The sequence below is a fragment of the Paenibacillus sp. FSL H8-0315 genome (genome assembly GCF_038005365.1).
GTDB classification, from domain to species: Bacteria; Bacillota; Bacilli; order Paenibacillales; family Paenibacillaceae; genus Paenibacillus_AQ; species Paenibacillus_AQ odorifer.
Genome location: NZ_JBBOTA010000001.1, coordinates 1422073 through 1435584, shown reverse-complemented (window position 1 = coordinate 1435584; position 13512 = coordinate 1422073). Strand labels below are relative to the sequence as shown.

Annotated in this window: 12 protein-coding genes; 10 read left to right on the top strand and 2 right to left on the bottom strand. The window is 46.0% G+C overall.

Annotated features, from left to right (window positions below; translation table 11 throughout):
* From pfkB to MHB56_RS06235, 4 genes are all read left to right on the top strand, one after another.
* Positions 1-912, top strand: coding sequence for a 1-phosphofructokinase (pfkB, locus tag MHB56_RS06250; RefSeq protein WP_076184203.1), 912 nt, complete (start codon positions 1-3; stop codon positions 910-912).
* A 38-nt stretch (positions 913-950) separates the two neighbouring features.
* Complete coding sequence (locus MHB56_RS06245) at positions 951-2879, top strand: PTS fructose transporter subunit IIABC (RefSeq protein ID WP_339174574.1); 1929 nt, start codon at positions 951-953, stop codon at positions 2877-2879.
* A 175-nt stretch (positions 2880-3054) separates the two neighbouring features.
* Complete coding sequence (locus MHB56_RS06240) at positions 3055-3555, top strand: Crp/Fnr family transcriptional regulator (protein WP_076217941.1); 501 nt, start codon at positions 3055-3057, stop codon at positions 3553-3555.
* A gap of 315 nt (positions 3556-3870) precedes the next feature.
* The gene (locus tag MHB56_RS06235; RefSeq protein WP_076130250.1) at positions 3871-4542 is read left to right on the top strand and encodes a YitT family protein; all 672 of its coding nucleotides are present in this window, start codon (positions 3871-3873) and stop codon (positions 4540-4542) included.
* Positions 4543-4796: 254 nt separating this feature from the next.
* Here MHB56_RS06235 and trhO read toward each other — a convergent pair whose 3' ends face one another.
* Positions 4797-5693: an oxygen-dependent tRNA uridine(34) hydroxylase TrhO gene (trhO, locus tag MHB56_RS06230; protein WP_341143381.1), complete on the bottom strand. Its 897-nt coding sequence runs from the start codon at positions 5691-5693 to the stop codon at positions 4797-4799.
* Positions 5694-5994: 301 nt separating this feature from the next.
* Between trhO and MHB56_RS06225 the strand changes: the two genes are divergently transcribed.
* Positions 5995-6789 (top strand): TIGR00266 family protein, encoded by a 795-nt coding sequence (locus tag MHB56_RS06225; RefSeq protein WP_076302703.1) that lies wholly within the window; start codon positions 5995-5997, stop codon positions 6787-6789.
* Between the two features lie 872 nt (positions 6790-7661).
* Here the strand turns inward: MHB56_RS06225 and MHB56_RS06220 are convergent.
* Positions 7662-8177 (bottom strand): hypothetical protein, encoded by a 516-nt coding sequence (locus MHB56_RS06220; protein ID WP_341143380.1) that lies wholly within the window; start codon positions 8175-8177, stop codon positions 7662-7664.
* A gap of 228 nt (positions 8178-8405) precedes the next feature.
* Here MHB56_RS06220 and MHB56_RS06215 point away from each other — a divergent pair, with 228 nt between their 5' ends.
* The 5 genes from MHB56_RS06215 to MHB56_RS06195 all read left to right on the top strand — a co-directional run bounded on the left by MHB56_RS06215 (position 8406) and on the right by MHB56_RS06195 (position 13506).
* Positions 8406-8858 carry an NlpC/P60 family protein gene (locus MHB56_RS06215; protein WP_218640548.1) on the top strand — a complete coding sequence of 151 codons (453 nt, stop codon included), beginning with the start codon at positions 8406-8408 and terminating at the stop codon, positions 8856-8858.
* 162 nt (positions 8859-9020) lie between these two features.
* A complete protein-coding gene (locus MHB56_RS06210) occupies positions 9021-9722 on the top strand; it encodes a response regulator transcription factor (RefSeq protein WP_038572574.1) in 702 nt (233 codons plus the stop codon).
* Positions 9719-10726 (top strand): sensor histidine kinase, encoded by a 1008-nt coding sequence (locus MHB56_RS06205; protein ID WP_339187984.1) that lies wholly within the window; start codon positions 9719-9721, stop codon positions 10724-10726. Before MHB56_RS06210 ends, MHB56_RS06205 begins: the two co-directional genes overlap by 4 nt.
* A gap of 85 nt (positions 10727-10811) precedes the next feature.
* A complete protein-coding gene (locus tag MHB56_RS06200) occupies positions 10812-11582 on the top strand; it encodes an ABC transporter ATP-binding protein (protein ID WP_076193046.1) in 771 nt (256 codons plus the stop codon).
* Entirely contained in the window at positions 11557-13506 is a 1950-nt protein-coding gene (locus MHB56_RS06195) for an FtsX-like permease family protein (RefSeq protein WP_076193048.1), read from the top strand. The genes MHB56_RS06200 and MHB56_RS06195 overlap by 26 nt, the downstream gene beginning before the upstream one ends.
* Positions 13507-13512: the final 6 nt, after the last annotated feature.

Sequence of the window (13512 nt, the reverse complement as noted above, 5' to 3'; positions counted from 1 at the left end):
ATGATCTATACTGTAACGCTTAATCCTTCCATTGATTATATCGTGGAAGTGGAAGATTTGAGACTGGGTGACTTGAACCGGATGAAACGTGATTTGAAGCTTCCGGGAGGGAAAGGAATTAACGTATCCCGAGTGCTTAATCAGCTTGGGGTTCAGAATAAGGCTATGGGATTCCTTGGAGGCTTCACCGGCCGATATATTGAGGATTGGTTACACGAAGAGTCAATTTCAAGCGATTTCGTGTTTGTTTCCGATGATACGCGGATTAATATCAAGCTCAAGCATGGAGAGGAAACGGAGATTAACGGTGTTGGACCCGTCATTCATGATCCTGAAGCCAATGCACTATTGCAAAAGTTGGCTGCCTTGAACGCGGAGGATGTAGTGATTTTGTCGGGAAGCGTTCCCCCATCACTGGGTGCAGATTTCTATGACAAGCTTATAGCTGTGTGCAAACAGAGCGGAGCGGAATTCGTCATTGACACTACTGGTGCTGCACTTCAAAAAGCACTGGCGTATCAGCCATTGCTGGTTAAACCGAACCATCATGAGCTCGCAGAGCTATTCGGCGTAACCATAGATACGAGGGAAGAGATTATTACTTATGGACGCAAGCTGCTGGATGCAGGAGCGAAAAATGTACTGGTTTCCATGGCGGGTGAAGGGGCTTTGTTCATTACGGAGCAAGGGGTATACCACGCCAACGCACCATCAGGTAAAGTGAAAAATTCTGTAGGTGCAGGAGATTCCATGATCGCTGGTTTTGTAGGGACACTGTCTTTGACAGGAGACTTGTTGGAGGCGTTCCGTGCAGGCGTTGCCTCGGGCAGTGCAACCGCATTCTCTGATGACTTAGCGGACAGAGAATTCATTGAACAGCTGAGACCGCTGATCCAAATCTCAGAAGTGTAAGCCGACAGCATTCAAAGTACTTAAGGGAGTTGAGCATGATGAGAATAACGGATTTAATGATAAAAGAAACGATGATCATGGATCTAAAAGCTACAACTAAGGAAGCTGCAATTGATGAATTGATTGCGAGTCTTGCTGCAAGTGGCCGAATTAATGATCCGATCCTTTTTAAAGAGATGATTCTGAAGCGCGAAGAGCAGTCCAGCACTGGGATTGGCGGCGGCATTGCAATGCCGCACGCTAAGACTAAAGCGGTAAATGAAGCGACGGTTGTATTTGCTAAGAGCGCAAAGGGAGTGGAGTTTGAATCCCTTGATGATGAGCCAGCACGTATCTTCTTTATGATTGCCGCTCCAGAAGGAGCAGGCAATATGCATCTTCGTACACTGGCCTCATTGTCCAGACTACTGATCGATAGCGAGTTCATTGAACAGCTTATGAATACTCAGACTCCTGACGAGGTATCAGCTTTGTTTGATGCCAAGCAGGCGGAAGGTGAAGCTAAGGAGAAAGAGAACGAAGCCCCTGAAACTGCCGCGAAGTCAGAGCCTGAACGTGTAATCGTGGGCAACCCGGATTCCCAAGCTTTTGTCGTAGCTGTAACTGCTTGTCCTACAGGCATTGCACACACTTTTATGGCTGAAGATGCCCTTAAGAAAAAAGCTCTGGAAATGGGAGTTAATATCCGTGTAGAGACGAATGGTTCAGAAGGGGCCAAAAACGTACTTACCCCTGATGAGATTCGGCGTGCAAGCGGTGTAATTGTTGCAGCTGATAAAAAGGTGGAAATGGCCCGTTTTGACGGTAAACCTGTACTGCAAAGACCTGTAAGTGATGGCATCCGTAAGTCGGAAGAGCTTATTCGTAAAGCTATGAATGGGGAAGCGCCGATCTATCACAATGAAGGTCGCGGTGGCAATGACGAAGGGTCTAAAGAGAAATCTGGCAGTATCGGCAGTAAAATATATAAAGACTTAATGAATGGGATCTCCCACATGCTCCCATTTGTAGTCGGTGGCGGTATTCTGCTAGCAATCTCCTTCCTGATTGAACAAGTAGGTGGAGCAGATCATCCGCTGTTCCAGTTACTGCAGACAATTGGTGGTGGAGATGGTGCCTTCCATTTCCTAATTCCAGTCCTTGCTGGATTTATAGCGCTTAGCATTGGTGATCGTCCGGCTCTGATGCCAGGTATGGTTGGGGGTTACATGGCCTTGAATTCCAACGCTGGGTTCCTCGGCGGGCTGGCTGCTGGTTTCTTGGCGGGTTATGTAATTATCGGATTACGTAAAGTATTTGCAGGACTGCCTAAAACACTTGACGGACTGAAGCCGATCCTGTTATATCCGGTATTCGGGCTTCTAATTACCGGTGGATTGATGTATTACCTGTTCGATCCGGTCTTTAGCTGGATCAATGTAGGACTGATTGATTGGCTTAATGATCTTGGAACTGTTAATGCTGTTATTCTGGGTCTGGTTCTCGGTGGCATGATGGCCATAGATATGGGTGGACCTTTCAATAAAGCTGCTTATACTTTTGCCATCGGTGTATTCACTACCAGTGGCAATACCAACGGCTTCATGATGGCTGCTGTAATGGCGGGGGGGATGGTGCCTCCACTTGCAATAGCACTGGCTTCTACTTTCTTTAAGAATAAATTCACGGAAGAAGAACGTAAATCAGGCTTAACGAACTATGTGCTGGGCTTGTCGTTCATTACGGAAGGGGCCATTCCATTCGCCGCAGCCGATCCACTTCGTGTCCTAACCTCTTGTATTCTTGGTTCGGCCGTTGCTGGAGGTCTTACACAGCTTTGGAATATCAACGTGCCGGCTCCGCATGGCGGGATCTTTGTAGCTGCCCTTTCAAGCCACGCGCTGTTGTTCCTCTTAGCTGTTCTGATCGGTTCGGTCATCTCCGGATTGATGCTCGGATTATGGAAGAAACCGCTTGAAGCAAAGTAACTTTATAAATAAATTGAACTGCTGGGTGCCAGAATTTTCATTCTGGCACCCAGCAGTTTTTGTATGGACATTAATCACCCACCTCCTCGCCCATAGGTAGATTTATCTCCATAAATGAGGTTTAATTTTATATAATTGAAAATATATATAATCAGAAGGAAAAGGAGCGAGCGAGATGATATTACATAAGGGGGAAGTCTTGTTCCGCCAAGGAGACAGCTGTGATTTTTTATTTAAGGTAAAAAGCGGGCTGTTCAAGGTCACAAGACTTCATGAGAATGGGAACATGGTGTTATTCAACATCCTGTATCCCGGTGAGATGGTTCCCCATCATTCACTCATTTCGCCAAAGGAGGCGCATGGAACGGCAGTTGCGATGATGAAGAGCGAGGTGGAGGCAGTTCCATCAGCAGAATGGTATCAACAGCTGCGGGAGGATTCTGGTCAAGCGATGGAAATCGCCAGACTGCTTCAGGAGAAGGTACGGTTTATGCAGACACGGCTGGATCATCTTACTGTAGGTACACCTGCAGAACGTATGGAATTGCTAACCCGCTGGTTTAATGACTACTCTCATGGCGCAGCGCTAACAGAGTTATTGACCCAGGAAGAAATAGGACAATTAATCGGTGTAAGACGTGAAACAATCAACCGTTTGCTGCGGAGTACAGAGTGATTCCTGCTTTTTTCTGGCAAACTGTTTAGAGTAGGGTGGCTCCGTGGTATAATGTAAACAGAACTTATCAAATTAGAGAAAGGATCAGGATACCATGTGTCCCCGAAGGACGATTCCCCAAAGGACGATTTGGAAACGTTATGATCTGTCTTATACTTAGCTTCCCTGTAGAAGGTGCGTAAACCGTTGTTACTTGACGAACCGCCTCTGCGAGGGGAAGGAGTATATATATGCGAAGGAGCAATACCTCCGGTTTTACCCGTCGTAGAGGTTGGTGGGACGTCTAGCCGCCATATACGATAAGGGGAGACCTGTATGAGGAACCACAATTACGGAGTGAATGTACTGCTCCGATTGACAGTCATTTTGTTTGGAACATTTTTGCTTGCATTTACTTATTATCACATCAATTTTCAGAATCATTTGTCAGAGGGCGGATTCGTAGGATTATCGCTGCTTGGCAAATACGTATTAGGAATTTCACCTTCGATTTCAACTCTGCTTCTAGACGTTCCAGTACTCTTGATAGCATGGATGTTCAAAGGGAAAGCGTTCGTGTGCAACACCTTTGTTTCTGTAGGAGCTTTTACAATCTTCTATGGTCTCATGGAACGTTATTCCGGTTTGGTCATCAACTTGCAGGACAATTTGGCATTAGCAGCTCTTTTGTCCGGCGTACTGACAGGTTTAGGAGCGGGAATTATCCTGCGGAGTGGCGGGGCTAGCGGTGGAGACGATATTTTGTCGTTGCTGGTTAGTGAATGGAAGGGAATCAAAGTAGGTACGGTATTCATCATGATGGATGTAATCGTTCTGGCACTATCACTCTTTTATATGCCTGTTAAAGAAACGATGTATACAGTGATGGCAGTAGTCGTAGCCGGCTATGTGATCACCTTTACAACCTCTTTAGGCAAACCAAAGCTAGTGAAAGCGCCAAAGATTCAATCTACACTGCGTAAACCGCATGATGGTACGGTAATGTGAAGAAGGCTGGTATAAACAGCTTATTCGGGGATATACTACATTTAAGGTCAGCCAGAGTTTCTGGTTGACTTTTTTTTGCTGGATATGACGTAATTTAAAAGGTGCAGTCCTTAGGAGCGTTGCTCGGACGTTTCGCTCATAACAAAAGGTGGCGTACAGTGAAATCCTGTACGCCACCTTTTAGTTAACTTAAGACTCACTAGTGCTCGTAATTGAATCGTGCAGAAACATTTGCGGCCAGCTTGTCCTTTTATTTAGCCCACAGCATTTGTGATAGCTTCGCATTCGTCCGAGCAATGACCACTGTGCTGTGTTTCACAGTCCTCACAGCAAATATGCTGAAGATGACAAGCATCGTTAGCACAATTGATAAATTGGTCAGCTGGCTGACCGCAGTGATGGCAACGTCCGACAACGATATCCTCGTCGGTATGATTAATCTGTACAGAAATCCGCTCATCGAAGACATAACATTTGCCATCAAACAGTTGGCCCTGTACCTCAGGGTCTTTACCATAAGTCACAATGCCGCCATCCAGCTGGTACACCTGTCCAAAACCTTCCTTCATCATAAACCCGCTTAATTTCTCGCAGCGGATCCCGCCTGTACAGTAGGTCAGGATTGGTTTATCCTTAAGGTCGCTCATATTCTCGCGAATCCAGTCCGGAAATTCTTTGAAGCTGTCTACTTCGGGGCGGATGGAGCCGCGGAAATGACCAAGATCGAATTCGTAGCCGGTACGACCATCCAGAATCACCACATCGTCGCGTTGCATCATTTCATAGAAATCTTTAGGCGCCAGATGCTTTCCGGTAATCACGTTAGGGTCCAGTTCATCCTCGACCCGGAACGTCACAAGTTCCTTTTTATAACGAACGAAGATCTTTTTGAAGGCATGACCATCAGCCTCATCGATCTTGAAGACGATATCGCTAAACAGAGGGTTTGCGCGCAAATCCTTCATGTATTGCTCGGTTTGGGCAACCGTACCAGATAGTGTTCCGTTAATGCCTTCATCTGAGATGAGAATTCGTCCCTTTACATCAAGCTCTTTGCAGTAAGCCAAATGCTCCTGGGCGAATAGTTCTGCATCCGGCACTTTTACAAATTTATAGTATAGCAGAATTGCATATTTCGATTGTGGATTCATTCTTTTCACCTTTATCATTAGAATTAGACTACTAAATAAACATTTAAGTATAAAAAGTATTGTAACATATTATCAAGTATTGACAAGAGATGTGGTACAGTAACCTAAAGAAATCTGGTATAAATAACATTTTTTAGGGATACCAGGATTAAGTTCAGCCAGAACCTCTGGTTGATTTTTTTGCTGGATATAGGCGGTTTTCATGGATAGTTAGGATTAGCGAAACCGTGAATCGCAACGCACGTATATATTTTCATTCATAAGTCACATGTTGACTTTAATTATAAGGAGGAACTGCGGGATGAGTGCTCATGAGATTGATTATGCCATTATGGGTGAGGAAATACAGTGTGTAGAGGTGCAGCTTGACCCAGGAGAGAGTGTAATTGCCGAAGCCGGGAGCTTCATGATGATGGATCAGGAAATAACAATGGAGACGATATTTGGCGACGGCAGCGGAGGCTCGCGTGGAAGTGGCTTGATGGGGAAGCTGATGGGGGCGGGCAAACGTCTGTTGACAGGTGAAAGCTTGTTTATGACCGTCTTTACACACAGTGGTTCTTATGGACGTAAAAGTGTCACCTTTGCTGCTCCGTACCCAGGCAAAATCATCCCGCTCGACCTGCAGCAATACGGTGGAAAAATCATCTGTCAAAAGGATTCGTTCCTTTGTGCGGCAAAAGGCGTTTCAATCGGTATTGAATTTCAGCGTAAGCTGGGTACCGGCTTTTTTGGTGGTGAAGGTTTTATTATGCAAAAGCTGGAGGGTGACGGACTTTCATTTGTACACTCTGGCGGTTATGTTATGGAACGCACACTTCAAGCGGGAGAGACGCTTAAGCTGGACACTGGCTGTTTAGTCGCTATGACGTCTTCGGTGGATTACAATATTGAGTTTGTAAAAGGGGTCAAAACCGCGCTGTTCGGCGGTGAAGGCCTGTTCTTCGCAACGTTGCGCGGACCCGGCAAGGTGTGGGTACAGTCGCTGCCATTCAGCCGAATGGCCGATCGCATCCTGTCCGCTGCTGGCAACAGCGGTCGGAAAGAAGAAGGAAGCGTACTTGGCGGGCTCGGCAATTTGCTGGATGGTAGATAAGTCTGCGTGAGCGAATTGCATAGCGTGGAAGTAGAGGATATATAGAATGTGGAGTGAGCGTGCGAAGTGCTAAGTAGGTGAGGCAGAGAGCGTGCGTAATGTGGAGTGAGCGTGGAATTGCTGAGCATATGAGGCGATGAGCGTACGAGATGTGGAACATACGAGGTATACAACATTACAAGAGGACGCGTCGTTTCAGCGGTAGTGCTATAGGCTGTGGTGAAACAAGGGCAGAAATGCCCTTGTTTTGCTGTAAAGGTTTAGTATCGCGTGAGACAAGGGCAAAAGTGCCCTTGATTTGCTCGAATGAGCTAGTGTGGCGCGAAAGAAGAGCAGAAGTGCCTTTGATTTACTCGAATCAGCAAGTTTGGCGCGAAAGAAGGGCAAAAGTGCCTTTGATTTGCACGAATGAGCTAGTGTGGCGCGAAAGAAGGGCAGAAGTGCCTTTGATTTGCACGAATGAGCTAGTGTGGTGCGAAAGAAGGGCAAAAGTGCCTTTGATTTGCACGAATGAGCTAGTGTGGCGCGAAAGAAGGGCAGAAGTACCCTTGATTTGCACGTATTCGCTAGTATCGCGCGAAAGAAGGGCAGAATTGCCCTTGATTTGCACGTATTGGCTAGTGTGGCGCGAAAGAAGGGCAGAGTTGCCTTTGATTAGCTCGAATGAGCTAGTGTGGTGCGAAAGAAGGGCAGAGTTGCCTTTGATTTGCTCGAATGAGCTAGTTTGGCGCGAAAGAAGGGCAAAACTGCCTTTAATTTACTCGAATGAGCTAGTATCGCGCGAAAGAAGGGCAATAATGACTTTGATTTACTCGAATGAGCTAGTGTGACGCGAAAGAAGGGCAAAAGTGCCTTTAATTTACTCGAATGAGCTAGTTTGGCACGAAAGAATGGCAAAAGTGCTTTGATTTACGCGACACTGTCAAATGTACGGTATAAATCCCGCAGATAGAGCCGATGGAGCACATATAGCCAAATGTACGGTATAAATCCCTTAGAATAGAGCCGATGGAGCATATATAGCCAAATGTACGGTATAAATCCCGTAGAATGGAGCCGATAGAGCGTATACGGTCAGATGTACGGTATAAATCCCGTAGAATGGAGCCGATGGAGCATATATAGCCAAATGTACGGTATAAATCCCGTAGAATGGAGCCGATAGAGCGTATACGGTCAGATGTACGGTATAAATTCCGTAGAATGGAGGCAATCGAGCGTATACGGTCAGATGTACGGTATAAATCCCGCAGATGAGCTACTCCAACAAGCAATAAGTTACTTATGTTCGATGGGATATCACCGTTCGGCGTCTGCAATATCAACTTTACATTGTCCTCCACTACCGCTACCACTACTACTACTACTACTACTACTACTGTTACCACTACCACCACCACTCCTGTATCTTTAAACCAATTTATAGTTTGTTAGAGCCGTATGAGCTATGCTCATTTACGGTTTTTTATGTTTTTGTAAGTAATGGTTGGCCGAAGTAGATGACCACTCAGGTAGGATTGGGATAGTTTAATTGATAACTATATAATACCAGCTCATGAGTAGCAGGTTCAGGTATGATGTGTTCAACACTATATCGTACTTTGGAGGAATGTATATTGGTAATGGACGTGGAATTTGGCAAGGAAATTGAGAGTGCCATTAGTTGGGCTAAGGAGCGGCTGGGGTCGCAGGAGTATCCGCTGCGTTGTCTTGCTTTTGTTGAAGATGCATATGAAAGAAGCAATGGAATCGAAATGTGGGGAGGCAGCGATGCACGCGAATCCGCAGGGCTGTACGATGCGCACAAGAATACCGGGGCTCCGCCAGCTGGCGCGTTTGTTTTTTATGCTTGCTCAGGGTTGGTGGACGGTGAGTTTAAGGATTGGGGGCATGTAGCTTTGGCCCTTGGGAATGGCGAGGCCATTCATGCCTGGGATATAGTTAGGATAGATCACTACATGGAAATTTGCCATCTGCAAGCTGCTCCGGGCTGGAGCCAACCAGAACTTATCGGCTGGGCACCTGTAGAGAGAGTTCTTGCCGGGATTCAGAAGAAACAATGGGACTAGTTGATATCCTTAAACCTAACTTATCCAAGAACCTAGAAGGTGCCGTAAACAGGTGCTTCATGGGTTCTTTTTTCTTCCTTCCGATTTGACTAACCCTATGCACGGTGTATATATTATTTGGCAGACCCCCTTATATTGTTAAGGCTGGACCGGAGGCATGATATGTTCAAAATATTTATTATAGAAGATGACCGTGGACTTGTGGCTTTGCTGCAGGATTATTTACATAAGTTTGGATATGAAACGCAGGCGGTGAGTGATTTTGAGCGGGTCCGCACTCAGTTTGAGGCGTTCACGCCACATCTGGTACTCCTTGATGTAAATTTGCCAAAATACGATGGTTATTACTGGTGCCGCCAGATTCGCGGAATTTCAACCTGCCCTATTCTTTTTATATCTGCCCGCGATGGCAAAATGGACCAAGTAATGGCGCTGGAAAATGGAGCCGACGATTATATCACTAAGCCTTTTGATTACGAAATCGCGATGGCCAAAATCAAAAGTCAGCTGCGGCGCGCCTACGGCACCTATGCCGGTGGGAATAATGAACGCACACTAAACGTTGCCGGAATGACGCTGGATGTAGAGCGGCTAATCCTTACCCGAGGCGAAGCTAAAGTGGACTTAAGCCACACGGAAGCCAAGATACTAGATGAGCTAATGCAAAAATCAGGCGTCATCGTTACCCGGGACAGGCTGCTCGAAAAAATCTGGGATGATCAAGCCTTCGTGGATGAAAATACCTTAAATGTATATGTTACACGTGTACGCAAAAAACTTGCCGCTCTCGCTATCACAGATGGACTACAAACCGTACGCGGTCAAGGCTACCGTTTGATTCCGAATTGGGGGGATGAGGAATGAAGTTGTTTTTACGGGAACAGTTCCCCCTGATTGTGGTCTATCTAGCCCAGCTAGTCCTGATCACATTAGTGTATCGGCTGGATGGGGGCAGCGGTCTGAATGTAAGTTTATATGCCGCGCTGCTCAGCACTTGTCTACTGATTGGCTACCTCGCTTACCGTTACGTCACCAATCGCACGTTCTATGAACGTTTGGAGACTACGCCCTCCTCTCTCGATGAGGCAGGTGGCCCTACACAGGATTCTCCGCTAGCCGTAAGCTTGCGAGGTTTACTGGGGTCGCAATTCCGCCTCTACAAAAATGATTTGCACAGCTACCGCCACAAATTAGAAGAGCATATTCACTTTATTAATCAATGGGTACATGGCATGAAGACGCCGTTGTCTGTCATTCATCTGATCATTCAGGATAAGGATGGCCCTCCTTTTACGGCAATTGGTGATGAACTGGATCGTCTGAAAAAAGGACTGGATACCGTGCTTTATACGGCCCGTCTGGATACTTTCGAGCACGATTTTTATGTGGAACGGCTGAATTTGGAGACCATCGTACGTGGTGTGACCTCTGAGCAGAAGCGTCTTTTTATTCGAAAAAGAGTATTTCCAGCTATACAAATAGATGAACAGATTACCGTAAACACGGATGAAAAATGGCTCACTTTTGTCCTTACGCAGCTGATTACGAACGCTGTACGTTATACGACAGAAGAGGGCAAACATGTTTATTTCCAAGGGATGGTCACGGAAGATAAGCAGACTGTGCTTGAGATCCGGGATGAAGGAGTAGGCATACCAGCAGGAGATCTACCGCGTGTGTTCGATGCTTATTTTACCGGGGTGAATGGACGAACCTTCCAGGAATCTACGGGGATGGGTTTATATCTCGTGAAGCAGATCTGCGGCAAACTTGGACATGAGGTGAGTATCCGTTCCGAAGAAGGAAGCGGGACCACCGTGCGGATTGTATTTAGGGAGCAGCATATAACAAACCTTACAAATGTGTAAGGGCATTGTAAGTTTCAGAAATAGCAGCCTATGTGTACACTTTGTATAATGAAGGCAATCCAGTCGAAAGAAGGAGAGGTAACACTTGCCCATTCTAGATGTTCATAATTTATCAAAAATATATGAGGGTAAAGTGTCCACTCAGGCGCTGAATCATATCCGCTTTTCTGTAGAAAAGGGGGAGTTTGTTGGCATAATGGGTCCATCCGGGAGCGGGAAAACATCGCTGCTCAACACGATTGCCACCATCGACCAACCGACCTCCGGTCAGATTCTGATCAACGGCCGAGATCCTAATCTGCTTAGCAGAAAAGAAAAGGCGCTTTTTCGCCGTCATGAGCTAGGCTTCGTCTTTCAGCATTTTAATCTACTGGATACGCTCACTGTAGAGGAAAACATCGTATTACCTTTGACGCTTGCAGGTGCTCGTGTCCCAGAGATGGAGAGCAGGCTGAAAGAGGTCACTACCTTGCTTGGCATCGAACATTTGCTGAAGAAGCGCACGTACGAGGTCTCAGGCGGACAAATGCAGCGGGCGGCTATCGCCCGGGCGATGATTCATCGTCCATCGTTAATTTTGGCGGATGAGCCCACAGGCAATCTGGACTCCAAAGCCTCAGGGGAAGTCATGAATATGTTGACAGAGGTGAATAAGGAAGAAGGAGCTACGGTGCTGATGGTCACACATGACGCAGTGGCTGCAAGCTTTTGCAACCGGGTCATCTTTATTAAAGACGGACGTTTCTATAGTGAAATGTACAAGGGCAGTAATAGAGGCGCTTTCTTCCAAAGTATTATTGATATGCTGTCTCTGCTTGGGGGAACCAGCCATGACCTTTCGGCAATTCGCTTATAGGAATGTAACACGTAATAAACGCAAATATGCAGCTTACTTTGTCGTCAGTGCTTTTTCGGTGATGATCTTTTTCGTGTGCGCTTTGTTTATTTACCATCCGGATATTTCAAAGAGCTTAATTTATAGTACGGCGGCTCATACGATGATGGTGGCAGAGGCAATTATTTATGTCTTTTGTTCTTTGTTCGTACTCGTATCCGTTGGATCCTTCCTGCAGTCGCGCAAGATGGAGTTCGGAATTTTATTGATGCATGGAATGACGAAGAGACAGCTGAACACCATGGTTTTTCTGGAAAATATGATGATCGGCACCTCTGCCATCCTGACAGGTACCCTTCTCGGGTTACTTCTGGGCAAATTATTTTTGATGATCGGATCTACTTTTTTGGGAATTCCCCTGTTAACCTTTCATCTCCCATGGCAGGCACTTGTGCTTACGATTTGCAGCTTCGTGTTATTGTTTTTTCTGATATCACTTTGCACCTTTGTTTTTATCGGCAATGAGTCACTGATGCGTCTGTTTCAGGGAGAGCGTAAGGCAGAAGAAGAACCCAAAGTATCCTTTGTATTATCTATTATTTCTGCTGTACTGCTGATCAGTGGTTATTATATGGCGGCTACTGCAAAAGCTGCTTCCGTAGAGAAAGTCATGTTTCCGGTCGTTGCGATTACGGTTATCGGGACGTATCTCTTTTATACCCAGCTAAGTATTTGTTTGGTTAAGCTGCTTAAGGACATTCGGCGCTTGTATTGGCATCGTACGAATATCATCACTTTATCCGGTTTGTCCTACCGCTGGAAAGAGAATGGCCGGATGTTTTTTATGGTGACGATTGTATCCGCAGTCTCCTTCACTTCCGTAGGGGTATTTGCATCGATACATACACTTTCCAGAGAGCTGAAATTGGATTATCCCGCAGCAGTGGGTTATGTAGCCAAAGGAAATCAGACGGGTGTACCCTTTGATCAGCATCTGAACGAAATTAAGGAAGAGCTCAAGACGCACGGACTCCCTTATGAAGCGCTTAGTATCCCGATTAAATATGCTGAGGTCGAAGCTCAGACTGGACCCGATCGCACTTTACGCCTTCCCTTGATTGCTTTCAGTGATTATAATCTCGCCCTGCAACGTGCAGGGTTCCCAACAGATGAGCGTGCTCTGGTGGGCAACGAAGGTCTGGTGATGATTGGTTCACAGCGGGATCGCAGTTTAACAGAAGGCAGAGTAAAAGCGGTCTATTCCTTGCAGCAAGGACTTGCCATTAAAGAAATAGGTTATACCGAGCAAGTTCCCATCGCCGAATATTTATTGCCGGAGCTGGATGGTAGAGATGGCGGGGATTTTAGTGGTGTCGTGATCAGTGATGAGCTCTACAGCGCTATTGATCCCGTGCAGACGGATCTTTATACAGGTTTTTATGTAGAGGATTTTCCACAGACGGTAGGTATCGCTGCTGATCTTGCCCATAAAGGCAAACAGTCCTATGAAAGTGATTCTCCGTATGCGATTGTGATCAGCGGCACGCTGTTTGAGCTTCAGAAAACATTGTATAACACAATGCTTTTTGCTTCCTTGCTGGTGGGTACTGTCTTTTTTATCGCGGCAGGCAGCTTTCTTTACTTCCGGTTATATACCGATCTTGATCATGATCGCAATCAATATTCCACTTTGTCCAAGATGGGACTTACGGATAAAGAACTCAATCGAATAGTTACGATTCAGCTGTCTTTGTTGTTTTTTGTGCCGGTCGGAATAGCTATTTTACACAGTGTGTTTGCCTTTATTGCGCTTCAACGGTTGTTCTACTTATCTATCGCAACGGAGACAGGCGCGGTGTTACTCGGATATTTGGCTGTTCAAGGACTATACTTCTTTTTTATTCGCAGCCGCTATTTACGCAACCTGAAGAAGAACTTGATATGAGAAATG